At 62.4% G+C, this 26,647-nt stretch carries 21 protein-coding genes; 6 read left to right on the top strand and 15 right to left on the bottom strand.

What is annotated here, in order from left to right; translation table 11 throughout:
- Both HV773_RS34695 and HV773_RS34690 read right to left on the bottom strand, forming a co-directional pair.
- Nucleotides 1-240 (bottom strand): ATP-binding cassette domain-containing protein (locus HV773_RS34695; RefSeq protein WP_175198355.1); only part of this gene is annotated, 240 nt, incomplete at its 3' end.
- Nucleotides 241-425: 185 nt separating this feature from the next.
- Nucleotides 426-1,547, bottom strand: a complete 1,122-nt coding sequence (locus HV773_RS34690; RefSeq protein ID WP_175198354.1) for a polyamine ABC transporter substrate-binding protein — start codon at nt 1,545-1,547, stop codon at nt 426-428.
- Between the two features lie 287 nt (nt 1,548-1,834).
- On the opposite strand from HV773_RS34690, the gene HV773_RS34685 reads away from it, so the two are divergent.
- A complete protein-coding gene (locus tag HV773_RS34685) occupies nt 1,835-2,617 on the top strand; it encodes a helix-turn-helix transcriptional regulator (RefSeq protein ID WP_175198357.1) in 783 nt (260 codons plus the stop codon).
- Between the two features lie 100 nt (nt 2,618-2,717).
- On the opposite strand, the gene HV773_RS34680 is transcribed toward HV773_RS34685, so the two are convergent.
- Nucleotides 2,718-4,208, bottom strand: coding sequence for an aldehyde dehydrogenase (locus HV773_RS34680; protein ID WP_175198353.1), 1,491 nt, complete (start codon nt 4,206-4,208; stop codon nt 2,718-2,720).
- Nucleotides 4,209-4,321: 113 nt separating this feature from the next.
- Nucleotides 4,322-5,752: an amidase family protein gene (locus tag HV773_RS34675; RefSeq protein WP_175198352.1), complete on the bottom strand. Its 1,431-nt coding sequence runs from the start codon at nt 5,750-5,752 to the stop codon at nt 4,322-4,324.
- A gap of 233 nt (nt 5,753-5,985) precedes the next feature.
- Between HV773_RS34675 and HV773_RS34670 the strand changes: the two genes are divergently transcribed.
- On the top strand, nt 5,986-6,606 hold the full coding sequence (locus HV773_RS34670) for an isochorismatase family protein (protein WP_175198351.1): 621 nt from the start codon (nt 5,986-5,988) through the stop codon (nt 6,604-6,606).
- A 165-nt stretch (nt 6,607-6,771) separates the two neighbouring features.
- Here HV773_RS34670 and tssF read toward each other — a convergent pair whose 3' ends face one another.
- Complete coding sequence (tssF, locus tag HV773_RS34665; protein ID WP_175198350.1) at nt 6,772-8,625, bottom strand: type VI secretion system baseplate subunit TssF; 1,854 nt, start codon at nt 8,623-8,625, stop codon at nt 6,772-6,774.
- Between the two features lie 248 nt (nt 8,626-8,873).
- Here tssF and HV773_RS34660 point away from each other — a divergent pair, with 248 nt between their 5' ends.
- Nucleotides 8,874-9,824 carry a fatty acid desaturase gene (locus tag HV773_RS34660; RefSeq protein WP_175198349.1) on the top strand — a complete coding sequence of 317 codons (951 nt, stop codon included), beginning with the start codon at nt 8,874-8,876 and terminating at the stop codon, nt 9,822-9,824.
- An 8-nt stretch (nt 9,825-9,832) separates the two neighbouring features.
- Here the strand turns inward: HV773_RS34660 and HV773_RS34655 are convergent, their stop codons facing one another.
- Genes HV773_RS34655 through HV773_RS34645 form a run of 3 tightly spaced genes read right to left on the bottom strand, consistent with a single transcriptional unit; the run spans nt 9,833 to nt 13,552 of the window.
- The gene (locus HV773_RS34655) at nt 9,833-10,999 is read right to left on the bottom strand and encodes an aromatic ring-hydroxylating oxygenase subunit alpha (RefSeq protein WP_175198348.1); all 1,167 of its coding nucleotides are present in this window, start codon (nt 10,997-10,999) and stop codon (nt 9,833-9,835) included.
- Between the two features lie 16 nt (nt 11,000-11,015).
- Nucleotides 11,016-12,602, bottom strand: coding sequence for a GH3 family acyl-acid amido synthetase (locus HV773_RS34650; protein ID WP_175198347.1), 1,587 nt, complete (start codon nt 12,600-12,602; stop codon nt 11,016-11,018).
- Nucleotides 12,602-13,552, bottom strand: a complete 951-nt coding sequence (locus HV773_RS34645; protein ID WP_175198346.1) for a fatty acid desaturase — start codon at nt 13,550-13,552, stop codon at nt 12,602-12,604. Before HV773_RS34645 ends, HV773_RS34650 begins: the two co-directional genes overlap by 1 nt.
- Nucleotides 13,553-13,647: 95 nt before the next feature.
- Between HV773_RS34645 and HV773_RS34640 the strand changes: the two genes are divergently transcribed.
- On the top strand, nt 13,648-14,538 hold the full coding sequence (locus HV773_RS34640) for a lipase family protein (RefSeq protein ID WP_246282620.1): 891 nt from the start codon (nt 13,648-13,650) through the stop codon (nt 14,536-14,538).
- Here HV773_RS34640 and HV773_RS34635 read toward each other — a convergent pair.
- Nucleotides 14,526-15,230, bottom strand: a complete 705-nt coding sequence (locus tag HV773_RS34635) for a hypothetical protein (protein ID WP_175198344.1) — start codon at nt 15,228-15,230, stop codon at nt 14,526-14,528. The two genes, HV773_RS34640 and HV773_RS34635, sit on opposite strands and share 13 nt — an antisense overlap.
- On the opposite strand from HV773_RS34635, the gene HV773_RS34630 reads away from it, so the two are divergent.
- Entirely contained in the window at nt 15,216-15,536 is a 321-nt protein-coding gene (locus HV773_RS34630) for a hypothetical protein (RefSeq protein WP_175198343.1), read from the top strand. The genes HV773_RS34635 and HV773_RS34630 overlap by 15 nt on opposite strands.
- A 123-nt stretch (nt 15,537-15,659) precedes the next feature.
- Here the strand turns inward: HV773_RS34630 and HV773_RS34625 are convergent, their stop codons facing one another.
- Entirely contained in the window at nt 15,660-16,370 is a 711-nt protein-coding gene (locus tag HV773_RS34625; RefSeq protein ID WP_175198342.1) for a hypothetical protein, read from the bottom strand.
- Between the two features lie 64 nt (nt 16,371-16,434).
- Here HV773_RS34625 and HV773_RS34620 point away from each other — a divergent pair, with 64 nt between their 5' ends.
- Nucleotides 16,435-17,889: a fatty acid desaturase gene (locus tag HV773_RS34620; RefSeq protein WP_175198341.1), complete on the top strand. Its 1,455-nt coding sequence runs from the start codon at nt 16,435-16,437 to the stop codon at nt 17,887-17,889.
- A 26-nt stretch (nt 17,890-17,915) separates the two neighbouring features.
- Here HV773_RS34620 and HV773_RS34615 read toward each other — a convergent pair whose 3' ends face one another.
- The 5 genes from HV773_RS34615 to HV773_RS34595 form a co-directional block, all read right to left on the bottom strand.
- On the bottom strand, nt 17,916-18,176 hold the full coding sequence (locus HV773_RS34615; RefSeq protein ID WP_175198340.1) for a PAAR domain-containing protein: 261 nt from the start codon (nt 18,174-18,176) through the stop codon (nt 17,916-17,918).
- Between the two features lie 49 nt (nt 18,177-18,225).
- Complete coding sequence (locus tag HV773_RS34610; protein WP_175198339.1) at nt 18,226-19,719, bottom strand: type VI lipase adapter Tla3 domain-containing protein; 1,494 nt, start codon at nt 19,717-19,719, stop codon at nt 18,226-18,228.
- A gap of 128 nt (nt 19,720-19,847) precedes the next feature.
- On the bottom strand, nt 19,848-22,034 hold the full coding sequence (locus HV773_RS34605; protein ID WP_175198338.1) for a T6SS effector phospholipase Tle3 domain-containing protein: 2,187 nt from the start codon (nt 22,032-22,034) through the stop codon (nt 19,848-19,850).
- A gap of 22 nt (nt 22,035-22,056) precedes the next feature.
- Nucleotides 22,057-24,840 carry a type VI secretion system Vgr family protein gene (locus tag HV773_RS34600; RefSeq protein ID WP_246282619.1) on the bottom strand — a complete coding sequence of 928 codons (2,784 nt, stop codon included), beginning with the start codon at nt 24,838-24,840 and terminating at the stop codon, nt 22,057-22,059.
- 361 nt (nt 24,841-25,201) lie between these two features.
- Nucleotides 25,202-26,314, bottom strand: coding sequence for a lactonase family protein (locus HV773_RS34595; RefSeq protein WP_175198337.1), 1,113 nt, complete (start codon nt 26,312-26,314; stop codon nt 25,202-25,204).
- Between the last annotated feature and the right edge of the window lie 333 nt (nt 26,315-26,647).

Raw genomic sequence — 26,647 nt, 5'->3', positions numbered from 1 at the left:
CGCGAGGTCTTCGCCGTCGACGAAGATCTTGCCCGAGGTGGCCGTTTCGAAGCCCGCGAGCATGCGCAGCAGCGTGGACTTGCCGCAGCCCGAGCTGCCGAGCAGCGCGAAGAGCTCGTTCTTCGCGATGTTCAGGCTCACGTTGTTGACGGCGACGCTGTCGCCGAACTTCTTGACGACGTTTTCGATGCGCACGAAGGCGTCGCGCGGCGTGTGCAGGTCGACTCTGTTCTCTTTCATGGCTGTCTCTGCCAGATGGAAACGCAAACCACGGTTTTCAGGAAACGAGCTTCCCCACCGCATGCGCGAGCATGCGGGTCGGCACCGGTGTGCCGTGGGTCAGCGGGGAAAGCGGGCCGGGGACGCTGGCGCGACAAACGCGGCGGGGAACCGCGCGCCAGCCACCGGCCTTATCGTGCGAAGCGTTAGCCGCCCGACTTCAGTTGCAGCCAGAGGCGGTTCTGCAGCCGCGCGACATCGGCGTTGCGCGGCATCGCGAGCGTCATCTTGCCCAACTCGCTATCCGGCACGTAGATCTTCGGGTCCTGTGCAAGGGCCGGCGTGACCAGCGATTTCGCGGCGCGATTGGCGCTCGGATAGAAGATCGTGTTAGTGATGTCCGCGTTGACCTTGGGATCTTCGATGTAGTTGATCCACTTCATCGCGGCTTCGGGATGCGGCGCGTCCTTCGGCACCGCCATCACGTCGAACCAGACGAGGCCGCCCTCCTTCGGATTCAAATAGTCGATTTCATAGGACTTCTTCGCATCGGTAGCATTGCGCCGCGCGACGCCCACGTCGCCCGACCAGCCGAGCGCAACGCAAACGTCGTTGTTGGTGAGGTCGTCGGGATAGCCTGCGGAACTGAATTGCGTCACGTACGGGCGCATCTTCTTGAGCACTTCGTAGGCGGCCTGGTAGTCAGCCGGGTTGTTGCTGTTCGGGTTGCGGCCCATGTACTGAAGCACGGCCGCGAACACGGCGTCGGGCGCGTCGAGCAGCGACACGCCGCAGCCCTTGAGCTTCGAGACGTTCTCCGGATCGAACAGCAGCGCCCAGCTATTGACCGGCGCATTGTCGCCGAGCCGCTTCTTCACGGCCTGCACGTTGTAGCCGATGCCGGTCGTGCCCCACGCCCACGGCACGCCGTACTGATTACCCGGATCGACGCGCGCGACCAGCTTCATGAGCGTGGGATCGAGATTCGCGAGATTGGGAATCTTCGACTTGTCGAGCTTCTGGTACACGCCCGCCTGGATCTGCTGGGCGAGGTAGTTCGAAGTGGGCACCACGATGTCATAGGCCGAGCTGCCCGCTAGCAGCTTGGTCTGGAGCGTATCGTCGCCGTCGTAGCTGTCGTAGCGCACGTGAATTCCCGTTTGCTTCTGGAAATTCGCTACGGTGTCCTTGGCAATGTACTCGGACCAGTTGTAGACATTGAGATCGGTGTCGCCGGCGCAGGCGGGCTGCGCCGCCACGATCGCGAGGCCCGCGAGAGCGGCTGGCACGAGGGCGGAAACGGTACTGAAGCGGAAGCGGGCAAGCATGGGAAGTCTCCTGTCTGGGGGAATCGACGGCGCGGCGTTGCCTGGCCCGCGGCGCGTAAAATCTCATGAATGAACTTTATCGACAGGGGCGTTATCCGTCTGTCCAGCAAAAATGGGACAAACGCGAACCCGAATGGCGGGCTTTTGCGGAGATATCCGCGTAGGCAAGCAATATTTTTCGTGGTATCCCTAGCGCCAACTTATTCTGGAAGCGAGTAGAGATTGTGTCGGACCCCGCGAATCCTGTTTTAGACCTGCAGTTAGGCCAGTTTGCGCTAGTGACCGAGATGTTCGGCGACATCGCGCAACACGTCGGCTCCCCCCAATTCATTCAGGCGCTGTACGAAAACGTGGTGCGTTTCGTCGATTGCGACGCCGTGCATCTCGACTATGAAAGGGTTTCGTCAGCCCACCGCAGCGTGGGCTGGATCGGCAGCTTCGGCCGCGACCGCGAGCTGGTCGCGCAAACCATGCGGCTCTATTACCAGAACTATGCGAACGACGACGTCACCTACGACGGCATCGACGTGATGGAAGAAGTGCGCGTGCTCCAGGTCTCCTCACAGAAGGTGGCGACCGAACTGCGGCACCTGTTTTACGACATCGCCGACATTCACGACGAATGCGTCGTGGCAGGCATCGTGAACGGCACGAGTTATTCGATGTCGATGGCGCGCGGGCGGCGTCTGCCATCGTTCTCGCTAAAGGAACTGAGTCTGCTCAAGCACCTCGCCCGCGTGGTGCTGCCGCTAGCCGCCTCACACCGGCGGCTGGCCGGCGCGATGGCGCCCGAAGACACCGCGCCCGACGCCACGGACCGCAACCTGCTCGCACAATGGCTGCCGCAGCTTCACGGCAAACTCACGCCGCGCGAAGCCCACGTGTGCTCTTCGTTCATCAACGGGATGACGACTCAGGCGATTGCGGAGTCGATGGGAGTGAAGGCTTCGACGGTCAACACCTATGCGAAGCGCGCATTCGAGAAGTTGGGCGTGGATTCCCGCCGCCAACTCGTCGCGCTCGTGCTCAAGAACGCGCCGCTCGACGCCGGCGAACGCGGCGCGCAATAAACGGCTCGCACTGAGCGGCTCGCACTGAGCGGCGCATGCACTGAACCGCCCGGGCCTCGCGTGCGGCCTGCGGGCGGATTACCGCAAACGCATTACCTCATTACCGCAGCCGCACGATCGTCGATTTCAATTCGGTGTATTTCTCGAGCGCGTGCAAGGACTTGTCGCGGCCATTGCCGGACTGCCGGTAGCCGCCGAACGGGAAGTTCATGTCGTCGCTGCCGTCGGCGTAGCCATTGACCCAGACGGTGCCGGCGCGCAAACGCCTGGCCACCTCGTGCGCCGTGGCAAGATCCGCGCTCCAGACCGCCGCCGCAAGCCCGTACTCGGTATCGTTGGCAATGGATACGGCTTCATCGATCGTATCGAACGCAATCACGGAAAGCACCGGGCCAAAGATTTCTTCACGCGCGATGCGTGCGTCCGGCTTGACTTCGAAAACCGTCGGCTGCACGTAGAAGCCCCCCGTTTCCTCGCGGACGCGCGCACCGCCCGCAACGAGGCGCCCTTCTCTGCGGCCCGATTCGATATAGTCGAGTACGCGATCGAGCTGGATTTGGTCGACGATGGCGCCCATCGTCACGGCGGGATCGAGCGGGTCGCCAGGCACATAGCGCCGCGCCGCCGCGATCACTTTATCGATGAACACGTCCTTGATATCGCGATGCACGAGCAAACGCGAGCCCGCCGTGCAGACCTCGCCCATGTTGAAGAAGATCGCATCGGCGGCGGCCTGGGCGGCGCGATCGAGATCGGGGCAATCGGGCAACACGATGTTCGGCGACTTGCCGCCCAGTTCGAGCCACACACGCTTGAGATTCGATTGCGCGGCGCACTCCATGATCGCGCGGCCCGTGCGCGTCGAGCCCGTGAAGGCAATGCAGTCGACATCGCGATGCAGCGCGAGCAGCCGGCCCGCTTCGCCCGTACCCGGCACGACGTTGAACACGCCAGGCGGCAAGCCGGCCTCGATGGCCAGTTGCGCCACCCGGATCGCGGTGAGCGGCGACTTCTCCGAAGGTTTGAGTACGACACTGTTGCCCGCCGCGAGCGCCGGGCCGAATTTCCACGCCGCCATGAGCAGCGGAAAATTCCAGGGCACCACGGCCGCCACCACGCCCACGGGTTCGCGCGTCACGAGCCCGACCAGATGATGATCGACCGGCGCAACCTCGCCGCCGATTTTGTCGATTGCCTCGGCGTACCAGTCGACACAGTGCGCGGCGGCGGGAATGTCGATATGGATCGTGTCGCCGATCGGCTTGCCCGAGTCGAGCGTTTCGAGCAGTGCGAGTTCCTCCAGATGCTCGCGCATCAGCGCGGCCCAGCGCTGCAACACGGCCTTGCGCTGGCGCGGATTCTGCCCCGCCCAGCTTTGCGCCGTGAATGCGCGGCGAGCCACGGCCACGGCAGCGTCCACGTCGGCCGCGCCGCAATCGGCGACGCGTGCGAGCACGCGCCCGTCGATCGGGCTTTCGCAGGCAAACGTCTTGCCGTCGCGGGCGTGACGCAGTTCTCCATCGATAAACGCGCGCCCCTCGATTGCGAGGGTGGCGGCGCGGTCTTGCCAATTGGCGTAGGTCCTGCTCATCGTATGCTCCAGGGTGATGGCGCAGCATGCCGCGCGCCGCCTCTACCCACGGCGGCGGCAATCGCATTGCGTTCGGTTAGTCCTACGAAGCGTATCTAGACAAAATCAGCCGCTCAACGCGTGGCGATGACAGGATCGATCGGTGTGAAGACGCCCGCACGCGCTTCGATGGCCTCGCCCGCCGCGAGGCACAGCGCCTCGCCATAGCGGCCCGCAACGAGTTGCACGCCCGAGGGCATGCCGCTGCGCGAGGGCGTCGGCACCGAAAGCCCCGGCAAGCCGAGCACCGCCGTCGCGAGCAGCGGACCCTGTGCCTGCAAGATGCGGCGCATCGCGTCATCGCCTTGCTGATCGGCGTCGATGGCGAACGGGTCCTGGCACGACACTGGCATCAGCAGCAGCGGATAGCGCGCGAAGAACGCCTGCCATTCGCGTAGCAAGCTCGTGCGTTGCGCGAGGCCGTTCATGTATCCAACCATGTCGAGCGGCGGCGCGATACGGCGCTGGCTGCCGAATGCCGTGCGCAGGGCCTGGTCGCCGCACGCTTCGATGATCTTGTCCAGCCCGGCAAGCGACTCGTTGGTCACGAGCTTCAACCACAGGTCGCAGGCTTCGTCGAAACGCGGCGGCACCACTTCCTCCACCACGCAGCCGGCTTCCTCCAGCCAGCGCGCGGCCTGCTGGACCGCTTCGATTACTGCACTATCAGTGGGAATGCCCGGCAGTTGTGCGCACACCGCCACGCGCGCGGGAAAGGCCGCCGCGTTCGCAGCGCCAGGCTGAGTAGGCGCCACCGGCATCCACCAGGCATCGCGCGCATCGCCGCCCTCCATCGCCGCGAGCGCGAGCCGCAGATCGCCCACCGTGCGCGCAAGCGGTCCCTGCACCGAAGCCAGCTGAACCGCGAGCGTGCGGTCGCGGCTTTGCGTCGGATTGTAGGCAGGCACGCGCCCCGTGGTCGGACGCAGCCCGGCCACGCCGCACGCATAGGCAGGATACCGAATCGATCCGCCGAGGTCGTTGCCGTGCGCGATGGCGCCGATACCGGCCGCCACCGCAGCCGACGCGCCGCCGCTGGAGCCACCCGGCGTGAGGCCGGCGTCCCACGGGTTCAGCGTTCGGCCGTACAGATCATTGTCGGTGAACCAGCGGTACGAAAACGCGGGCGCGTTGGTGCGGCCGATGATGACCGCTCCGGCCTTGCGCAGATTCGCCACGACCGGACTGTCCTCGCGCGCGATCAGGTCCTTGTACGCGACCACGCCGTTCGAGGTCGCGTAGCCGGCCATGTCGACGTTCACCTTCACCGTCACCGGCACCCCGTGCAGCGGGCCAAGCGCTTCGCGCCGGCCAACGGCGGCATCGGCCGCGGCGGCAGCTTCGAGCGCGCTCTGCGCAAGCACATCCACAACCGCGTTCAAATGCGGATTGACTTCCTCAAGCCGCGCGAGGCTGCTTGCCACGAGGTCTTTCGACGACACGTCGCGGCGCGCGACGAGGCCGGCCATTTCCGTTGCGCTCAGGCGCCACCATGCTTGACTCATTGTCTTCCTCCAGGATTGTCAGGAGGAGGCTAACCGGCACGGCGCGCCCGTAAAAGACGACAATGATTTTGTCGTGACCACCAGAAGTTGTCTTGCCGTAAACCCCAAGTAGGTCGAAGCAGGAAATCACTTCCGGTCACCGCGAGCGCACCTCGTGAAGGCAGGCGGTACGATTACCCGAATGAAAGCTCCCCGGGTCAGAATACGGATTCCCGCCGCTCTTGGAGTGTGAAATGGCCAAGCCGCTTACCTCAGCAGAAAGGCTCACCCGACACAACGCCGTTTTGTTGCACGTCGACCATCAGGAAGGTCTTTACACCGGGGTGCGAGACATCGCGACGCTCGAGTTGAAACATAACGTGGTCGGCCTCACCAGGGCGGCGCTCGCGCTAGGCGTGCCGGTCGTGGTAACCACCACCACCGAAAGCATGTGGGGGCCGATGATCCCCGAACTGGCTGCCGTGCTGGCATCGCACACAGTCATCGAACGAACGACGGTCAATGCATGGGACGAACCGCGAATCGTCGAAGCCGTTCAGGCGACTGGCCGCCAACACCTCATCGTCACGGGCGTCTCGACCGATGTATGCCTGGCCTTGCCCGCGCTTGCTGCACTGCGCGACGGATATACGGCATACGCGGTAGTCGACGCCTCGGGTGGTTTCTCGCAGATTCAGGTGGATCTCGGCGTTGCCCGCATGGTGCAGGCCGGCGTGATTCCGGTGGGCTATTCGACGGTCTCGGTCGAACTGCTTGCCGACAATGCCGCGCCAGAAGCGCAGGCCGTGTACGAAGGATTGGGTATTCCGTTCAGCAATATGGTGTTCGGATTGAAACGGTATTGGCAGGCATAAGCGCATCGGGCGACGCGGAAGAACCCAACGTCGCCCGATAAACGGATCACACGACCATGAGATCGTAGCCGACCCGTATATCCCCCTTGAAATGCTTCGCCGCCTCGCTACGCCACACCGCAACGGGCGTAACCGGCATGAATTAAACGGGTTGTCGCCCCTGAATCAAATAAGCGGCGCCTCACCCGGCAAAAGCTGTCCGCGAGCCATCTCTGCTCCATTGTTGGCCGAAACAATAATCAGCTTAACGAAGCTATGTGCTGGCGCATACCGGATAAACACGCTTTCGAGCACACGCGCATAAACAGCAAGCGGCACCCCGCTCAGCGCCCCCTCATCGACCGCGAGCCGCACCCGCAGCCCGCGAACCATGCGAGACTGAAGCTTGTCCACGACCCACTCCGTCGCGGCCTCATGGGTCAGCCCGACGATGGCATTAACCTGCTGACTGCCCGATTGTGGACCTGCGGGCACGTGAGCTTCCATCAGCGCCTTCAACGCGGGCAGACCGGACTCGTCAAGACTGAACGGCCCAGCGGCCAGGCATCGAAGCACGTTCCAGTAGCGCTTGCGTGCAACCAGGCGCGGCGTGCTATCGGTCGGACTGTGCAGGAGCGTGATCTTGCTCACTAGCGATCTGTCCGGGTAAATAAAATCACCCTGTTGCTCACCCCACGGCATGGACGACGGCAAGTCGCCGTTGCTGCAAACAAGAATGGCATCAATCTGTTCGTCGCGCGGTGGCACGGCTTCCTTACCGCGTCCATCGACGAAAGAGAGAACCCACTCCTGATTGCGAGAATGCCACTCAGCGCCAGCCTCGCGGACCGCCAGCCAGTAATGAACCGGCCCTCGGGACGCGCGGCCATCGAAGCCCGCATGATGCTCGAGCGAATAAAACGGCTTGATCTCTCTGGATGAAGAACTGCCGTCTCCATCCCTCGTGAGCCGCACCGATTGCACTGCCCACACGGCAGCGGCCGCCAGCGTAACGATCTGTGGCACCAGCGGATAGGCGGGACGCGTCACGTCCTTCAACGCAATCGGTTCCGCCGCGCAGGCGAAAAGATTCACGACCGGCGTGCAGCCCATCCGGAAGTTCCGCGCTGCCAATTCCATCAACGACGCTGCGGCAGCCGAATCGGGATGAATATCGCAGACCGGCACATGAATGGTCAGCCGTTTTTTCACGGCCCGGCCACTTGAAAGCTTGCCTAGATGAAAGTCCAGGAAGTGAAACTTCTGGGGGTAAGCGAAATACTCGAGCAGCAGCCGATACTGGGACTGCCTCCCGTCCGGACGCTCGATCAGCGCCTCTTCATCGCCGAAGCCGACGGCTGAAATGGGTACGGTGTCCAGCGCGCTCCAGCGCCCGCTCGAATCCACCTCGACGTATGCAGTTGCGGCCCTGTGGATGAGCGCGTCAATGACCGACGCGGTGGCAATTCCCGATGCATCGACGAAAACCCGTGCTACGCCGGGTATCGCGTCGGCGAATGCAGTTGCCTCCGGGCGCACGGAAAAACTGATCGAGAAGACACCGCTCGCGCCCTGGGGCAGTTGCACGCTGGAAGGCACTGCGGACGGCAACCGATAGATCGCTTCGTCGATACGCAGCGGCGCAAGCGTCACATCGTAGATGGTCTGAAAGCCGTAGGCGTCGGGCCGAGTCGTGAGGTGTGTGCCGCGCCTGATTACGGCGGGCTTCGACAAACGCTCGACAGCCGCGCTCGGCTCGAAACAGGCGATCGAGCACGATGGAAACGGCCGCAGGAATTCGGGGTACAGGACTTCGAGCAGCGGCGCGGTGAAATCCGGCACGTCGTCTTCGAGACGCTCCCGCACGCGTGCATTGAGCAACGCTGCGGACTGGATCATCCGCTCGACGTGCATGTCCTCCGAGTGCTCGCCCGTCATGGACAGACGTCCAGCCACGCGCGGATAGCGCGAGCCGAACTCGGAAAGCCCGCGCCGCAGCAGGAGGAGTTCGCGTTCGTAGCTGGTTTTCAGGTCGGACATCGGCCACCTTGAGCTGTTCTGTTAGCCACCCTTCGCGCATAGAGCAGCGTGCGGCCTATATTGTCGCAATAAGCTGCGCGTGCCGCCAAATTTCTTGAACGTGAGAAACTTGCCGGGTCCCGGCTAGCTTTGCGTGCTAGCTCAACGATGCAATCCACTAGTGTATATTTCAGGGCGCGAACTGATGTTTCTACCTCGCCCTCGCGCATGAGTCGCCCACCGCATATAACCGCCCATCTCATCGCCCCATGTCTTCGTTCCGTCTGCCGACGCACTCCGAACTCAGGCTAGCGCTACCTTTCGTGGAACGCGCCCGGCCGTGGCGGCTCGTGCGTTACGCCAGCATCGACTGGGCGATCATTGTGCTGTGCTGGGTGGCGATGTACACCATGCCGTACCCGTTCATTTACCTGGCAGGCGTGCTTTTGATCGCAGGCCGTCTGCAGTCGCTTGGCGTTATTCTGCACGACGCCTGCCATCTCCCTGCGCGCCGGTTATCGCTGCCGCTAGTTCTCGTCGAGGCGCTTGCAGGCTGGACCATCGGCTCGTCCATCGCCGCGATGCGTTACCACCATCTGCGCCATCATCGCTCCGTCGGCACACCGCAGGACCCTTACTTGCACAAACTCGCCGCGCGCGGCGGTTGGGTACGCCGCGTCATGATGCTGCGTGGCGCGCTGCTCCCCCTCTGGTGGCCGCTGCGCGCTTTGATGGCGCCAGTCGCGCTGACGTGGCCGCCTTTCCGCTCATGGTACGCACGCGGCTTCCTGCAAGACCGCTCGCACACCGAATTGACGCGCCATCCGGAAGTCATTGCGTGTGTGCGCCGCGATCTCCCTCATTGCGTGGCGTATTGGTTGGCGATCGCTGCGGTCGTCCACTGGGATCTGCCGTTCATGGCCTACTACGGGCTGCCGTGGATACTCGGCGGCATCATGAATGCGAACCGAGTTCTGCTCGAGCATGAACACGTGGAATTGGACGAGCGTACACCCGAAATGATCTGGTCGATTACCCGCACACTCGGCTTCGGCTGGTTCGGCAAGCTCGTGCTCTACCCGCGCAACATCGGCTTTCACCAGGTCCACCACGCTTATCCCGCGCTCGCGCTCGAGCATCTGCCTGCTGTCCATCACTATCTGCAAACGCACATCGCACAAGGTATGGCCTCAACGGATTCGGCGGCCGGCAAGATTTAGTGTGCCGGTTACAGCTCGAATCGCACCATATTCTCGCTGAGGTGCGCAGCGTTCACACGCTCGCCGCGTTTTACTGCGTCGATCAATCGGTCGATCGCCACATGCACGACATCCGCACGAACGTTGTGCGGCCGGAAGTCCGGAGCATTGTCTAGCCCCTCCCTGTGCGAGCGCATGATACGTACGTCCTGCTGGATAACCAGATGCGTATAGAGATGCAGCGCCGGCCGCAGCACGCGCAGAAGCCAGCGGGGTAGCCTGAAGCGGTACGCGATATAGGTATAGACGCGCGAGCGCCGCGCGTCGATCGGCGTAATTTGGCTGACGATCAGGAAACCTGATCGATTTCCCCAGCGGTACTCGCAGCGAGTCACGTTCGGAGCGATGAAGCGGTCGGTGTGTTCAAGCGCCACGCCGTCGGGATTCGTCAGCCAATCGAGGCCAAAACCAATGCTGTCCTCGCCGTCGTGATAGGTGACCTCCACGCTATCCGGCGTCGTCGCGACAGTCGCCTCCATTAGCTTGCCGCGACTACTGCGAAAAATACCGCTATGCACAAAGACGGTATGCGGCACATCCATGAAATTCTGCGCAAGCATGGAGATGTCGCCATCGAACGTGTTGATCATGTAGTACGACTGCCACGGCGCCTGCTCCCGCATCGGCATACGAAACACCGGGCGCGCCGAGGCATCCCCGTTGCCCAGGTACACCCACACGAGACCATCGAGCGCCTGCACCGGCAGCGCGCGCTGCCGGAACGGATACGAGTTCGACGTTGCCGTCGTGCTCGCGCGCATGCCGTCGATGCTCGGCACGTGCACGACCTGCCCCTGCCCGTCGTAACGCCACCCATGGTACGGACAGACAAGCTGGCCGCCGTCCAGCCTGCCCGCGGAGAGACGCGTGCCGCGATGCACGCACTGATCGATCAAAGCAGCAATCCGGCCGTCCTGCTCGCGAAACAGTACGATGCCGATGCCAAGAATCCTCACTCCCAGAGGCTTGCCGCGCAGCAATTCGCGTTCGGTGCAGGCGACGAACCATTGTTCGCGCAAACCATCCGTCACGCCCTCCTTATCTGTTTCCCCGGATTCACATACACGTCGGCACGCCTCGCGGCCGGGCGTGGCGAGTGGCGCTTCGCTGACTTCTTCAACGGCTTCCTTACTCATGGCGTTGGTCCTTGCATCACGCTTCGGTCATCTCAAGCATGGCCTCGGCTAGTGCTAGCCGTGTCACCAGTCCGCTCGGCTTGACGTCGCCAGCGCGCATGCCGGTACGTTCGGCCGCGCGCTGCAACAGGTCGCCGAGTGCCGCTTGCGCGCCGGGAATCCGCCTTGAGCGCAGCGGTCCAAGTTGCCCGAGCTGACGGGCGTGCGCGTAGTGAAAAATATGGCCAAGCCGCTGCTCGGCCTCGATGCGCAGCGCCTGAACCGCGTGCTCTTCTACGCCCGCGAGCAGCAAAACATAGTGTGGCGCATCCGCCTGCTGAAACGGTACGAGGCACGCAGTTGCGCCGCGCGCTCGCGCCGGGGCCAACGCCTCGTTCACTATGCTCTCGTCGAGCTTCTCGCCAACCAGGTCGCAACTGGCCGCCGCGCGGCCGAGGAAAGTCACGCGCGGTGTGCGTGCGGTCATGCCCGTCACGCGAATGCGATCACCAAGCGCGTAGCGGTACAGGCCCGCACCGGTTGTCATCAAGACCTGCGCCTCGTCGCCAGGAGCGAGCGCCGAGACGTCGCAAATGTGGCCGTCGTCGCGCAAGAACTCCAGATAGTGACTGCCGACCGCCAGTGTGCAATCGGGCGCCTCGCCAAACGGAATACTCACCACACCCTCGGTCGCAAACAGGCCTTTGGGTAGCCACTGCGCCTGCGGAAATCGCGCACGCAGCGCCTGCGCGTAGCCGTGGCTCGGCCCGTCGAGCCAGCAGCTGATGGCAGTGAGGCGCGGCCATAGTCGTTCGCAATGACCATCGGCGAGCGCACGGCGTAGCGCCGCCGCGCGCGGCCCTGGCAGATCCGCTTCGAGCGCGGCGAGTTCGCACGCGCAACTCGGGTCTTCAGGCGTGAACAGCGGGCGCAGCAAGCTCCCAAGGAAAGTCGGACTCCAGACGCTAAGAAGCGCCAGCGATTCGTCGGCGATAATCGCGCGCAGCGTTTCATACCGCCACGTTGCAGGATTGCCGCTGAAGGGCGGCACCAGCAGCGTCGCGGCGAGCGCCGCAGCACTGCTGCCACCCAGATACTCCAGATCGCTGGCAGACCCGATGCGAATGCCGTTGGGCGCGACGCCCGCGGGCTGCAATGCAGGCGACATTGACCAATAGGCGCGGCCTTGTGCAATCCCTGGACAGACGCGAACCATGTCGGCGAGCCAAACGACCATCGCCGACTGCATTTCGCGCAGGAACGCCGGCGTGTAAGGAATCAGCTTTTGCCGTGACGTGCTGCCGCTCGTGCGCTCGAAAAACAGCGGAGCCTGCGCGCTCAATACGGGTTGCGCGTCACGTGACGCGCGCTCGAGCCACGGCAGATAGCCGGCCGCACCCTGCATTGGCACGCGCTCGCGGAATTGATCCGGACTCGCAATGCTCGCGAATCCGTATTGCCGCCCGAAGGTCGTCTCGCGATTGGCCGCAAGCAATGCCATCAACCGCTGCGACTGTGCCTGTTCGGGCGCGTCGAGTTGGGCTAGCCAATATTCGACATCGGGCTGCACTGCGCGGGCAAAGGCTCGCCAGATGCCAGCAGGATCGAAAGCGGATTCGGCCATTAAAAGTAGGTTTTCCTGAGCTGCGAGAGATCGTCTGGCAACCGGCGTGGCGGCGCGAAGATCGCGAGCCAGCCGTACCACAGCGGACGCGTCTCGCGCAGGTCCGACACCCCGTGCATGTCCTGCCAGCGCGTAGCGGGCTGTCTGTGATGCGTGAGGTTGTAGTTGAAATTCAGGAACAACCAGCGCACCGGCGTAGGCGCGCGCATGTTGTAGGTGCCTTCGACAACGTCGAGCGGCGTGCGCATGTGATAAACCCATTGCAGCGACGACCACGAGAACGCAAAGGCCGCGTAGGCAATCAATACGACACTGAGCGACCAGTCGAACATCCAGCCCGCACACAGCCACATGGCGACAGCGGCGAAAGTCTCGAAGCGAATGCGGCGGAAATCTGCTGCGCTGAACTCCGCGAACGCAACCGCGTAGGTGCTGTCACCACCGTCTTGCGCGAGACGCCGCGTCACACGAGCGGGTAACAGCGCCAGCACGATACTGCCTGCGAGTCCGCCAAGCCATATTCCGCCGAGAATCGCGGCGTAATATTCCACGCACTTGCGCGCGAGCGATTCGCCGGGCATGGCGAAATCGGCGCGTTCGGCAGGCGTGCGATTGCGCACGTGATGACCGAGATGATTCACATGAATGAGCGTCGCCGCTGCGCCAAACATCGTGGAAGCCCACACCATCATCATATAATTGACACGCGCATCACGATGCGCGAATCCGTGAAATGTCTCGTGCATCATCGAGAAAACGCCCTGCATGACGAGGCAAAACGGGATGAGCACCAGCCATTTAACAGGCCCTGCCTGCGTATGCGAGAGCCAAGTGAGGGTACCGGCCCACACGATGCTCTGCAGCACGAGGACGATCAGATTGCCGCGATCATAGCGGCGGTAGCGCGCCGCCGCGGAGATCGATGCCGACGGTGAGGTTCTGGCTTGCATTAGCCTTGAAATAACGGTTGTTTGTTCGGGAGGATACAACACATGCGCGTCGCTTCAGGGCGCCATTTTGCTATGCCCTTGCCAGGAAGTTGTCCGTGAAGCACCCTGCGTGGACGCCGGCGGGCTTCGACGAATGGCAACGCCACTACCCCGCAACGCCCTTCTCGCGCAATGCGGGACCGTTCGACTGGACCGAGTGCTTCATCGACTGCTGGAACCGACAGCAGGCACGACTGCCCACGCCCACGACGGTCGTGCTCGTTGCGGGCCTCTACTCCGAATGCCTGCCGGGCTGCCATCGCGACGCCCGGCGCGCGCTGGGCGGCGCCGGCTATCGCGTCGTGACAGTGCCCGTGCGCTCTTCGCGCGCGGTCATGACACAAGGCGAACACATCGCCGCGTGGCTGCATAAGCGCCTCGCGCGCGACGAAGCATTCATCGCGCTCACGCACAGTAAGGGAGGGATCGATACGCTCGCGGCGCTTGTGGGCGATCCCGCACTGATGAACCGGTGTGCCGGCATCGCGCTCGTTCAACCGCCTGTGGGCCCTTCGGCGATCATCGACAAGCTCTTTAGCCCGCCCAGTGCGCCCATGCCGCTGCTCGAACGCGCTGCGCGCCGGTTCATGCGCACACGCTGGACCGCTCAAGGAACGCGCGACATTAGCAGCAACCGCGACCCGTGCGTCGCCGCGATGCTCCGCGCCATCCCAGGCGAGTTGCACCTCGTCCACGCGGTCAGTTGGTCGATCGAGCCTGCCACGCGATTCGATTCGCATCACACCCGGCTGAATGGGTATCGGCCAGACTGTGCCCACGACGGTCAGTTCTATCTTGAGCATCAAGTTTTGCCCGGCGTCCCGCAGATTTGCCTGCCTCGACTCGATCACGGTCAGCCAGTGCTCGGCGGCCTCGGCTTCGATGCAGGCCGATTCTGGCTGGCGCTCGCGGATCTTTTGCACGTGACCTCGGCTCAGACCAGATAGATTTCAAATCCTGGCATCCCCTGAGGCGAAATCTCGTCGCGGAGCTGCGAACTGTCCACACGCCCCTCGCGGGTCTGCAGAACGTACAGGTCCATGGGCGTGCGCGTATAGAGGAAGCGATTCATGGTGGACCAGAAGGGATCGCCATCGAAAAGACAAAGCTGCATCAACGCGTGAGACCCTCGCACACGCGACCAGGCAGCGTCGACTAACGCAGCGAACACAGCCGGGTCCCGCTCACGCACTTGAAGATGGGTGAGATAGACGTCCCGCAGCGGCTCGCCCGGCGCGGCGATGCGCGGCCGGCCCAAGGCCGGCGCGATTGCGTTGCACGCCATACGGATCGCCTGCAACTGCGGCGGCAAGCGTTCGAGCACGATGCGCTTGATGGCGCCCGCATCCCACGGCGCCACGCAACCGACTATTGCACCCCGGCCATCTATCGCCAGCAAAAACGACGCAAGGCCGAATGCAGGCCACGTCCGTAGCCGCCGCGCGAACTCCGGCTCCGAAAACACGCAGCCAAACGGCTGCTCGCGCGACTGGTCATCGAGGAATGCGCGCAGCGCATCGGCGTGCGCAGACTGCGCCTCAACAATCTGGATTCCTGAATTTTTACGGGCATCCAGGCGCCAGCCACGCCGCGCAAAGACGGACACATTGTCGTAGCCATGCCAATGCGCGAAGCGCAATCGATCCGGGCGCCGCGAGCGCGCAAGCGACTGAACGGCGAGATGGTTATCGCGAATCATGCAGCAGAAAGCGCGCTCGACGCCCGACTCGCGGTGAAGCGCTTCGAGGCGCCCGCGCACGACGCCAGTCCATTCGCGCGACAGACGCCGCCCGGGCACGATCCGCAGATCGCCGAGGTACGCGATGCGCTGCGCGTGACCGCCGAGATAGCCATCGCGCACGACAAGGCTGGCAACACCTTTGAGCTCCTCGCGTTCATCCTCGGCCAGCCAGACCTCGTGCTCGGAGCTGTGGCACCGGTGTAGCGCGAAGTAGTCGGGCGCGCGGTCGAAGCGCAGCGGCAGGTCCCCCTGCATCGCATGGCGCGCGTGGAATTCGAGAATCCGCGTGTTGTCTTCGGAATTGGCCTGGCGAATCAGCACGATGCGTCAACCCGCTTCGAAAAGCCGGCGCGCGAGCGGCCGCAGGTTGGAAGCCTTGAGTTCGCACAGGCAGACAAGTTCATCGCCACGCGTGTATCGAGGATTGCGCTTCAGAAAATAGTCGACTTCCGGCAGCGTGCGATGCGCGGCCGGTATCTCCGCGAGCGCAGGCACGAGACGCCCCTGCGGCTCGTCGAATGCAAGAAGGCCGGTCTCGCAGTCGTACGCGTGGCCATAGCGCTCCGTTGCGAGATGGTCCATCAGCGCGCGTGCGTCGTCATCGGTCTGGACCTCGGCGCGAGGCGCGTAGTCGCGCGCAAAAGCGCGCAGATAGCGGTACGTCCTGTGACCTTTCACGATCAGAAACCAGAAAAGCGGCAAATCCGGCGCCTCGCGCCAGATCTCGCCCGCGTGGCGGATCCAGGCGAAGGCGAGTTGCTGCGAGCCCCAGTGCGCAGGATCGACGATGGTATCGCCCGAAAAAATGACGCGAATCGCCGAGCCGTTCCAGCGTGTCGTGTAGTGCTTGAGCGTCGAGAACCCCTGGATCACGTCATCTGGGCCACGTAGCACGATGCAGTGCGTCTTGTCGTCGAGATCCTTGCCGAACTGCTCCCGCGCCGTGTCGCAGTAAGACGCTGCGTAGAGCGCGTACATACGCTCGATCTCCTCGGTGCGCAAGGCCGAAAGCTCAACCGCGCTAGCGCGCAGACTCATCAGTCCAACTCCTCTAAAACCGGACGGCTTGTTATCATAGCCGGTCACTCGCGCGTTTCCAGCCATGACATACGACTCCCCGAGCGCGGACGCCAACGCACTGCCTGTCACGCGTCCCTGGGCCCTGCTAATCGCTTATCTCGTCTCCACGGGCGTGTTTTACGGCTTCGTCACGCACTTCCCGTTCGGACCGGTTCACACCATTGCACCCAGCGCGCTCGATCGGGTCATTCCCATCGTGCCGGCCACGGTCCCGCTGTATCTGAGCTATCTCTTGATCATGCCGGTTCTCGTCTGGTTCGGCCGCACGCGCAACTGGCTGGTGCCGGCTTTTTTCGCTGGCGCGAGCGCGGCGGGCGCGTGCCTGCTATGCCATCTTATCCATCCGACCACAATCGTGCGGCCTGCCGCCGATGCAACATGGATAGCATGGCTCCAGCACATCGATGCACCACTAGCGGCTTCGCCGAGCGGACATGTCGCGCTGCCTGTGGCGATTGCCGTGACGCTTGGCGGAATGCGCAAGCGCGCAGCCTTGCTGTTCGCTCCGTGGGCGGCGGTAATGGCCATCACGGTACTCACCACCGGCCAGCATCATATTGTGGATGTCATCGGCGGCGGCGCCGTCGGACTCGGCACTGCATTTGCCACGCTAACGCTCGCGCGCCTCAAGGTCAATCTGCGCACCACGGGTGCGCTGCTGCTCGAATGGACCTGCATTCTCGTCACGATGCGTGTGGCCGTAGCGCTCGATGCGTGGCCTCTCTACGTCCTCGCGGGGTTGATCGTCGCAAGCCGGCAGCATGCCCTGTTCATCCTCTATCACGATGCTACGCATTATCATCTCACCCGCCTACGCGGTCTCAACGACTTCCTGATCGACGCGGCCATCGGTGCACCTGGGCTCGTACCGGTCGAGTTCTATCGTCCGTTGCATCTTGCACATCACCGCAACGTCGGTACGCCGCATGACCCCGAGCGCCAGTTCCTGTATTACGGCCAACCGTGGCGGTTCCGCCCGCTCGGCGCACTCGCCCTCGCACGTCAACTGCTCGGCGACCTGCTCGTGCTGAACATGGTGCGCAACATGGCTGCGTATCAACGCTCCGGCGCGAAGCGGGTGCGTCTATCAGCACCGTTTTATGGCGCCGCCACCGTTTGGCTCGTGATAGTGGCGGTGCTCGCCTGGGCATGCACGGCATCGACGCTCGCGAAAATCGCCGCACTGTGGTTCGGCCCGCTGCTGACGCTCTCCGTGATGATTCAGAAAATCCGCAGCATGGCCGAACATAGCGGCGGACCGCACGCGACGCCTGGATGGGCCGACTGGACTTACTCGTGGCGTGTAGGCTGGATCGGCCGCGTGCTGCTGTGGCCGTATCACATCAACCTGCATCAGCAGCATCATCGCAGCCCTGCCATTCCGTGGCACGCGCTGCCATTGGAGCTTGCGGAGGGGGAGCATCAGTTGCTTGCGAAGGATTTGGGCAAGGTGCTTTGGGTGGGACGTGGGGGGTAGGCCGTGGCGCACACAATGGCCCGCCGCTACGCGCTGGCGGCGTCTCTTTGAGTGGCAATGAGCAAAGCGCCACAACTGAGGTGATCGCCATCGCGCGCAACGGCTTTGCCGTCGAACGTGACATTGGAATCGCCGGAAACGATCACAACCGAGCCGTGAATTCGACAGATCGCTCTGTCACCGATCCGGGCCAGCGGCTTGCCGTCGATGTCGGACCTCGGCGCCCCGCTAACCACCACGCCACCATGAGTATGTGCATCACCGACGCAAATGAACGGTCTAGTCATAGCACTCGCCTCCAGTCGTCAACATTATGGTTGATGCTTGCTATTCGCATCACACTCTGGGCATGAGATGCCGGAAAGGATCCGCCGGTAATTGACGGCGCTCCGTGTTCGCAGCCTTCTCCGCCTCGTCCGGCGGCGTCACGAGGATGAAATGAAGCTGCCCGTCCGGCGTCATGTTGACGGTTACGCTACCTTGTCCAAGGTCGTAGCTGGCCAAAGTGGACATCGCGATGCCGACCATCGAGCCCATAATGCCCACGTTGCCGATTCGACGCCCGACATCGAATCCCTCCGTGATACTGGTCGGGTCGAGACCATCTTCTGTCGTGAGCGAATGCAGCAGCGGAAACACCGTTGGCGTTGCAACGCTGTCGAAAAACACCCGCGCCACCTTGCCGTTATTCGGCAACTGCGCCTGCACCTTTTCCCAGCCCTCGCGCATGGCGGCGTCTTTTGCAGCGGCTTTCAGCGGTTGTCCGTTTGCATCCGTCAAGCGAACGGCAACCGGCTTGTGCAGATAGCCGAGCATCGGTTCGCGGTCGAATTCATCCAGTTGCCAGCGCGCCCATCGCGCGGGAAACCATGAGTCGGGCTTGAACGTACCGGGGCCCTTGTTGTCCAGCGATTGCCAAAGCAAGGGCAGCTTCGACTGCCAATGCTCCACGCTCGGCGGCGATACGTCGAGACCGGGCTTCGGCTCCGAATTGACATTCCAGAAGAAGTTGGCCAGCTTGATCGTATCGTATTGCCGGTCGTCGGGACCCGCCCCTTCAGGGTCGTCGCTAACGAATGGGCGCATGTACGCATCGACCCGATCCGTGCGCGACACGAGCAACCCCACCATCGCATCGAACTGGGACGGCACGTACTGCCCTTCGGGAAGGGACACGTGCTCGAACCAGGTGCGCACCGCCGCGCCGTCGAAACCGTAGATCAGCACTTGCGGCACTTGCGGGTTCTTCGCGAAGAAGTCGAAGAGGTAGTCGATCTGCGCTTGCGGATTCGTCACGTTGACGGCCTGCGCAGTCAGGAACATGTGTTGCGCGAGGCTCGCCGCCTGGCGGTTGGTCGTAATGAAGTTGGCGATCTTGTTGTCGACATCGGAAGCCTTGGGCGGTCCGAAGATGATGACGGGAACCGGCCAGCGCTCGACGCCCTCGCCCGCGCTATATTTGAACGACGAGCCCAGCGCCCGGCCGGCCTGGTCCTGAACCAGGTCGCGAGACGCCGCATAGCTGCCGGCGTCCGTTGGCAGCACGCTGCGATACGCGTCCGTCTGCTTCTTCAACATATCCCATACTTGAGTCTGCGCCCACTTGTCGACACGGATGCCTACTGCCCGCAACTCGAGCAACTCGGGCGCAGCAATGGGACCGCCTGCGAGAGCGGTACCGGTGGCCGTCAACGGGATACTGCTCGATTCGGGCTGGCCTGCGGCGCCTACCGTTGCCGCGTTCGCCGAGCGCACCTTGAACGTACCGAAGAACAGCAACGCCACGCACGTGGCGCCGGCCAAAATGCCCCAAACCAGTGTTTTCACCATTCCTGATGCCTCAATTCCCGTTGTGGACCCTATGTTGAGATTGCCCGTCATGGTGTATGCCGACCAGCCGACCGACCACATCGCGAACAATGCAAGATAGCCCCATGGACGAGGAAGTCTCGCGCTTTTCATGCCAACACCCCCGGATCGTTCTTGCCTTCTTCGCGCTCGTCCTTTGTCTGGCTAGCGACGAGCGGTGGCCAGGTGCGAGGCACCAGCGATTCGTCCGGAAAAACTCCGGACGAGTAATATTTGAATGTAGCGTCTGCAAGATTGCGGGCGGCATCGCTGAACCTGGTCTCGTAGATCGCCTTGACTTTGGTGGACGTCCTTCCCCAGTCAGTTCTCCAGTCCGCAAGCGCGATCAATGCCGCTCGCCAATCGGGATCGTCAAGCGTTTTAGCTTGGCCGACCGCAGCATCCATCGCAGCGACAGCACGTACGTTGTCGGAATCGTTCAAGATGCCGGAATGGTAGTTGTTCGCGGTCGCGTCCTTTCCGGTCAGCCGCTCACGAACCTCATTAGGCGTCTCGCGACGATAGAAATTCTGACCGTCGTCGAACGACACCACATCGGACGTGTGGTCATTGATGTCCAGTTTCCCGCTGTTGTACCACTGCTTGACGGGCTGCCCCTGCGCTACCCTACTGGGCGCCTGGCGCGACATTACGAGCACCGTATCCGGAATTCCGTCCAGCGCTCGCCAGTCATAGCTCGCCATGGGGTTGCCCAGCGCGACATCCACAGCAACCGGATCGACCGGAAGCAAGCCGCTGGGGTTACCTTTTTTATCGAGCGTCTCGCCGCCAAAAAGGTTGGGAAACCACGGGGGGTCGATCTGCTCGCCATTGATCCAGCGATCGAGGCTCCCGTCACGGCCATCGTTGTTCATCAGGTTGCGGTACGGATGCTGGCTCACGGCCGAAGCAATATTGTTTCCGCCCGGATAGCGCGCCTCGCTGGATTCGCGAATCTTGATGGTTTGCGGCGCAAGCCCCACCGGCACGGGCTGGCCATCGCGCTTGAGTTTCGTCCAGAAGCGCTGATAGAACCCATAGCGCTCCTGGGCGTTCCTGATGGCATCCATTGCCGGAAGGTCGATCTTCTTCCCCCATGAGCCAGACCCGAGGGCGGGAGCCCTCACCGTATCCGGCAGTCCGTACGTGCCGATACCGCGAATGTTATCGAGCGCGACCACCTGATCGTCGGTCACGAAATACATGTGCACCCGCCCGCGATTGTCGCGCTCCGCGAACTTGACGTCGGCGCCATTAGGGCCGAGCGGACGCATACCTTGTGCCGGAGACCATTTGGGACCCGCACGCCCCCTATGCTTCACATCGCTATTGGCCGAGGACAGATCGGCAAGCGGCGGCTGGTTGTGACGCGCCTTGGCAACTGTTTCGACGATGTTTCCGAGCGTCTTGATCTTTGCCTGTGACGTTTGCTCTTCGTCGCCGTTCTCCCAGACCGCGTAGGGACTATCGACCATGATGATGCTGTCGGCAGGACGAACGTTGTCTTTAGCGAGAATCGCGTGAGCGAGTAGCGTAATCAGCGTGCCCTGGCTGTGGCCCATCACGGTAATTGTCTCGTCCGACGTTCCCTGGCCTCCGCTGGCCTGGCGGATCTCGCGGATCAGCGCCGCGAGCCGATGCGCGGCCAGCACGAAGTACAACCGCTTCGGACTGTTGCCAATATAGGTATATCGATCCGTTGCGTGTCTCGCCACGCTCGACTTCGCATCGATCTTGAAACCCTCCCCGTACATGTCCGGGAGGTTATTCGTCGCGTTGTCGAAGTATCCGCCCTCTTTGGCGAAGTGGGTATCGAGCCGGTTTCCTTGAGCATCTTGATGCTGGCTTCGCAACACGACGGGCTGGCCACTCTTGTCCTTCGCGATCTCGCCATCGGCAGCGCGATAGCCCCAATAGAAAGGCAAGAACATAGAGTTTGTCTGCTGATCTTCGGTTCGCCTATAAAGGAACGTGTCCGGATCGTAGACAACGGCCGCCGTATCGTCGCTGAGCGGCGCTCCGTTCTTCGCAGCTTTGGCCTGGTCCTCCTTCGCGACTTTCCACACGGCCCCATACGCGCCGGGCTTGAGGTCGGTACGATCAAGGCGCCAGTTCAGGCCCTCGCACATGCCCCGCTCCACCTTTTCATAGGTGGCACCCGGATCGTTCACACCGTGCAGAAAAATCACGATCCCGGGCCGGTCTGCCGGCACCTCGACCAAACGTGGCTGATCGTTGTACTTCGGATTGGTGACGGCGCTCGCGCTCGCGGTCACGGTTTGTTCGGTGGCACTCATGCGTTTACGTCCTCACGCGCACTTAGAGCGGGTTCTTCAAAATATCGATTCTGGCGATACGCATGACTTCGTCTTGCAGAAGGTCCGTCATGCCTTTCACATCAGAGGTGCCCTGTATCACCTGCCCATTGCTCATGGTGATCTTGTAGGCCTGATTCGCGGCCAGTTGTGGCGCATCCTCCGTATGTCCGGGGTAATGGAGCTTGAAGCGCTGCTTCGTGCCATCACTGCCGAAACTCGGCGGCGAAGCGGACTCCGTCGCCGGGCCATTGAACGAATGCCCAGCGGTCTTTACTTTGAGTCCACCGCTGGAGCCGATTTCATGGCCGCCGCCGATTGTGTGATAGCTGCCGTCCGCTGCCACGAGATGGATTTTGTCGCCGTAGATATAGACATCCTTCGTCGCCCCCAGATGGAGATTCTTTTGCGACTGCATGACTGCGTCACCCGCCTGCGCCTGGATCGACACGTCGCCCTGGTTGGCGATAGCGGTCAGGCCGTCTGCCATGGAAAACAACTGCATCCCTTTGCCCGCATGCGCAACGAGTCTCTGACCGCTCGTCATCTGGAAATTTTGCTGCGCGACCTGGTCGATATTCTCGCCGGCATAGGTCACATGCGTCTTCGGCGTGAGATTCACCGAACCGGACTGCGCACCGAACGCCATGAGTGCGTCCGGGCTCGCCGTGCCGCTCGTGCCTGCGCTCGAAGGCGACCAACTCTTGAAAGTGCTTGCGACAGCCTGTTGCCCCGCGGTGTCGATTGGCTGGCCACCGTGCTGACTCGCGTAATCGCCCAGCGACTTAAAGAGCTCCGTGCACTCGCCCAGAAGCTTGACCAACTCATTACGATCCAACTGCCCCCCACTCGCCTGCGACCGCGCATACGTCGTCAGCAAAATCCCTTGCGCCGCCCGCACGGCCGCAGCCGCATCCGTCCTCAACTCCGCCCCTTCCCCGCGATCCTCCCCCTTCCCATCGTTACGAGGCTGCGTGAGATACCCAAGATTCAACTGCGAATGCGCATGCTCACTCGCCAACTGCGCACTAATCTGCGAAGGCGTGTCATCGAGGCGCAACTGGTTATAGCGCTGCCCCTGAATCTCCTTGGACCGCATGCCGGTGAGAAATCGATTCCCCGGCAACCCGCCCGTGCGGCTGAACGTAGCCGGCATGTTCTGCCCATTGGCGAACACGCCCGCGACATACATCCGGTCAGGGTCGCAGTTCATGAAGTCGAGCAGCACCTCCATGCCGCCGCGCGGCAGCACATGCTGCCCATAGTTCTCGCCCGCCCATCCGCCAAGCACCCGCACTGCCGCGCTATCGGCCGGCGTGCCCTGCGTGCCCGCACCGCTCGCATGCGCGTGGTCGGCCTCGTCGAGACCCTGGATCTGCACGAAGATCCGTCCGTACTCGTCGCAATGCACTTCTTCACCGTCGGGCACGACCACCACGCCCGTGATCGGATAGACGCGCGGCAAGTCGACCCGAGGGTCATACACCGGCGTGAGCGGCGTGCCGCGCGGCACACCGTTGAAGGTGTTTTCGTATCGGCTCGACTCCGAGCCGTCGATGGTTGCCGGGCGCATATGCGTTTCCACCGACACCGGCGGCGCGTCGAACGACCACCGGCTCGCGGTGAAAAGCGATTGCGCGCGCTCGTTCAAATCCTTCGGCAGATTGTTCTCGCCACGATGATGAAGCGAGGTGACGATCACGCGTCGATCGACCTCCTGCAAGCGGTCCAGCTCGGGGTGCCCCGTGACGGACACCCACGTGCCCACCGCGAGGTTGCGCACGCCACTCGCGCCGTCCATGCGCACGGCCTGCGCGCCATGCGCCATCAGGCGGGCGCGCCCCAGACGCTGGTTATCGGTTGGCGAGTCCGCAATGTGCGGCGAGTCGATCCGGGCGTCCGAGAGCAGCCGCGCGAGATCATTGCCCGCCGCGCCCTGGTCGACACGTGTCGGCGCCTGCAGCGTGTCCATCTGGCTCGGCTTATAGTCCCAGCTGACTCGGCGCACCGAGCCCGCCACCAGTTGGCGTCCGGTAGTAAGCAGCGTGATCGAGTCATTCATGCCGATGGCCGCATCGGCGTGATACGGCACCGTGCCCGCCGGCGCCTGATCGAGCTTGATGACGTTATCGAAGAAGACAAGTGTGTGAAACGGCTGCTCGCTCAGGTCCGAGCCGCCCTGTCCGCCCCCCGCTTTGACGAACCACGAGATGCCATCCCTGCGGCACAGCCGCCGGATAAAATCCGCGTCCGATTCTTCGAACTGCAGGGTTTGCTCACGCGCTGGATATTTCGATGCATCGAGTTTAGAGACGTCGATATCGAACGTGGCGGCGAGCGTAGTGCTTCTGGTGCGCCATTCGCGAACCAGCGTCTGGATAATATCCAGCGTGCTTTTGCTGCGGAATATCCGGGTATTGGTGCGGCGCTCGAGAATCGAAAGCGCATCGCGAACCACCAGTTGGTACGTGGCGAGTGAACCATCGGACTCGCCTTCATGTGCGTCGGTGACAATCGCGCAAATCGACTGAAGTGTCCCCGCATCGGTGACCAGTTGAATCGTCACCGGCTGGCCCAGGAAATTCTGGAGCGCAATCCCGTTACTGGTCGAGATGCAGGAGAGCCGTCCTTCGATGCCCCCGCATAAATCCTCGCGAATATCCAGCCGCTGGAGAAATATTAAACCGGACAGGTCGGTTTGCGAGGCTCGCCAATATAGTCGGAACGGGCGCGTGTTCTGCGACGGCAAGGCGCCGATAAATACGCGCTGGATGGCGGGAAAGTTCACGACCTGCTCCCCGGTAGGAATTCGTTAATATGCGTTTTAGATTGACTGCCGCGCAGCCGCCGATTATAGGCGGCGCATTTAATGCGTACACGATAAATCGGGGCGAAAATATCAGGCGATTGGGCCGCTGTCAAATGTTTTAAAGCGACCATCAAATAACCAGTATTTATTGCCGATTTATCGTGGCTGGATGATACAAAGGAAAATTATGCTGCCCACCGTCCATTGTCCGGCAGCCCCGCATGACGGTGCCGGTGGCGCAAACGCTGGTTAAATTGACCCGCGCGCGGGCAGCAATGCCCGATTTCCACTTTATGCCCCGGAAGAAATCGGGCTGCCATGCGTATTGCGAGTAACGGGCCTAGCGCGCCGCAATCCCCTGCGCGCCCGGTGGCAGGCCAGTAACCGAACCAAGCGATTCGAGCGCGCCATCAGGCATCACGCGAAAGCTACTCACCGCGCCGTTGCCTTCCCGCACGTAAAGGAATTTGCTGCGGCTGCTGAGCGCCATGTCGAGCGGCGCGCTAAGCGTGCCCGCAGCCGGATTGAGCAAAGTTAGCGTACCGTTCGCTGCAACCTGCAGGCTGCTGATGGTGCCGCTGCCGGCATTGGCGGTATAGGCAAAGCGCCCGTCGCCGGTTGTCACGAGCCAGCAAGGCGCGTGCTGGCCCAGCGGAATCGCCGCGGTGATCGAAGTAAGTCGCTTGCCGTCCTCGACATCATAGGAAGAAACCGAACCGGACCCGGCTTCGGCAACAACTGCGTAACCACGTGTCGTGATGGAAAATCCAAACGGCGTGACACCGTTTGAGGCGTGAGGCGTTGAAGTCGACGCGTAACCCGTGAAGCCAACGGAATACGTGTCGATGAGTTGCGTGCCCTTCTCGGTCACCAGCAACTCGTTGCCTTCCGGCGCGAACTGGACCTGCGCCGGCTGCGCGGTGGTTCCGCCAGCAAGCGGCCGCTGCGAGCCGGGTAACGCGATGAGGTGCTTGCCGAACGCATCGACATAAAAGCCGCTGATGTTCGGTGTTCCGCCGGCATTGAGCACATACGCGATGGGCCCCTTGACTGCCACGCTCACGGGCATTTGACCGCCCGATGGCTTTCTGTCGAGCAACGTGAGTTTGTTGCCGTCGATCGCGAACAGCGAAACATCATTGCTGCCCGCATTCACCGCGAGCAGAAAGCCTGGCTCCAACGTCAGCGCGCCCTGCGAGCCCAGCGGATCGCCTCCCGTGCCTGTCCCTTTTCCGCCCGTCGAGTAGCTGGCCGCATAGGTCAGTGTTCCGTCCGTGGACCGTGAATAGACCAGAACCGAGTTTCCGGACGCCTGGTTCGAAAGAACGTAGACCGCCCCAAGCGGCTCGGTTCCAGAATCGGCTTGTGCAGTGCCGATTGACGCAAATCCCAACACCGTCGCGAACGCAAGGGTTCGCAATGAATACGATGACCGGTACATGACAAATGACATGACGCGCTCCTTGCAGGATTCTGTTCCACTGAGAGGTTAGCCACTACATTTCACTCCCTTTCATTTACATATGGATTCCTTATCAATATTCTGAAAGCGACGTTGAACTTCGACATACGCCGATACCGGCGCGCTACGGCTCCGTAAGCTTTTTGACAGAAAACACCTTGCCAACGGGCCGATTTCGCCCACCATCCACACGGACCACGTCGTGTCGGACGGAGTTACTGACGTGTGCACCAAATAGTGCGTGGTGCGTTATATGGGCATGAAGACAAAACCTGATGCCCGAAAACTGGATGGAGCCACCCAAGCCCACCTGAGAAAGCTCGT

It is taken from the genome of Paraburkholderia caffeinitolerans (assembly GCF_902859945.1).
GTDB classification, from domain to species: Bacteria; Pseudomonadota; Gammaproteobacteria; order Burkholderiales; family Burkholderiaceae; genus Paraburkholderia; species Paraburkholderia caffeinitolerans.
Note: the sequence above shows the minus strand (reverse complement) of the source record. Positions and strands in the feature narration are given on the sequence as shown.

Coding starts and splice junctions, on each gene's coding strand:
- HV773_RS34690 (WP_175198354.1), bottom strand. CDS start 1,547: ATGCTTGCCCGCTTCCGCTTCAGTACCGTTTCCGCCCTCGTGCCAGCC.
- HV773_RS34685 (WP_175198357.1), top strand. CDS start 1,835: ATGTTCGGCGACATCGCGCAACACGTCGGCTCCCCCCAATTCATTCAG.
- HV773_RS34680 (WP_175198353.1), bottom strand. CDS start 4,208: ATGAGCAGGACCTACGCCAATTGGCAAGACCGCGCCGCCACCCTCGCA.
- HV773_RS34675 (WP_175198352.1), bottom strand. CDS start 5,752: ATGAGTCAAGCATGGTGGCGCCTGAGCGCAACGGAAATGGCCGGCCTC.
- HV773_RS34670 (WP_175198351.1), top strand. CDS start 5,986: ATGGCCAAGCCGCTTACCTCAGCAGAAAGGCTCACCCGACACAACGCC.
- tssF (WP_175198350.1), bottom strand. CDS start 8,625: ATGTCCGACCTGAAAACCAGCTACGAACGCGAACTCCTCCTGCTGCGG.
- HV773_RS34660 (WP_175198349.1), top strand. CDS start 8,874: ATGTCTTCGTTCCGTCTGCCGACGCACTCCGAACTCAGGCTAGCGCTA.
- HV773_RS34655 (WP_175198348.1), bottom strand. CDS start 10,999: ATGAGTAAGGAAGCCGTTGAAGAAGTCAGCGAAGCGCCACTCGCCACG.
- HV773_RS34650 (WP_175198347.1), bottom strand. CDS start 12,602: ATGGCCGAATCCGCTTTCGATCCTGCTGGCATCTGGCGAGCCTTTGCC.
- HV773_RS34645 (WP_175198346.1), bottom strand. CDS start 13,552: ATGCAAGCCAGAACCTCACCGTCGGCATCGATCTCCGCGGCGGCGCGC.
- HV773_RS34630 (WP_175198343.1), top strand. CDS start 15,216: ATGCGCGAAGCGCAATCGATCCGGGCGCCGCGAGCGCGCAAGCGACTG.
- HV773_RS34625 (WP_175198342.1), bottom strand. CDS start 16,370: ATGAGTCTGCGCGCTAGCGCGGTTGAGCTTTCGGCCTTGCGCACCGAG.
- HV773_RS34620 (WP_175198341.1), top strand. CDS start 16,435: ATGACATACGACTCCCCGAGCGCGGACGCCAACGCACTGCCTGTCACG.
- HV773_RS34615 (WP_175198340.1), bottom strand. CDS start 18,176: ATGACTAGACCGTTCATTTGCGTCGGTGATGCACATACTCATGGTGGC.
- HV773_RS34610 (WP_175198339.1), bottom strand. CDS start 19,719: ATGGTGAAAACACTGGTTTGGGGCATTTTGGCCGGCGCCACGTGCGTG.
- HV773_RS34605 (WP_175198338.1), bottom strand. CDS start 22,034: ATGAGTGCCACCGAACAAACCGTGACCGCGAGCGCGAGCGCCGTCACC.
- HV773_RS34595 (WP_175198337.1), bottom strand. CDS start 26,314: ATGTCATTTGTCATGTACCGGTCATCGTATTCATTGCGAACCCTTGCG.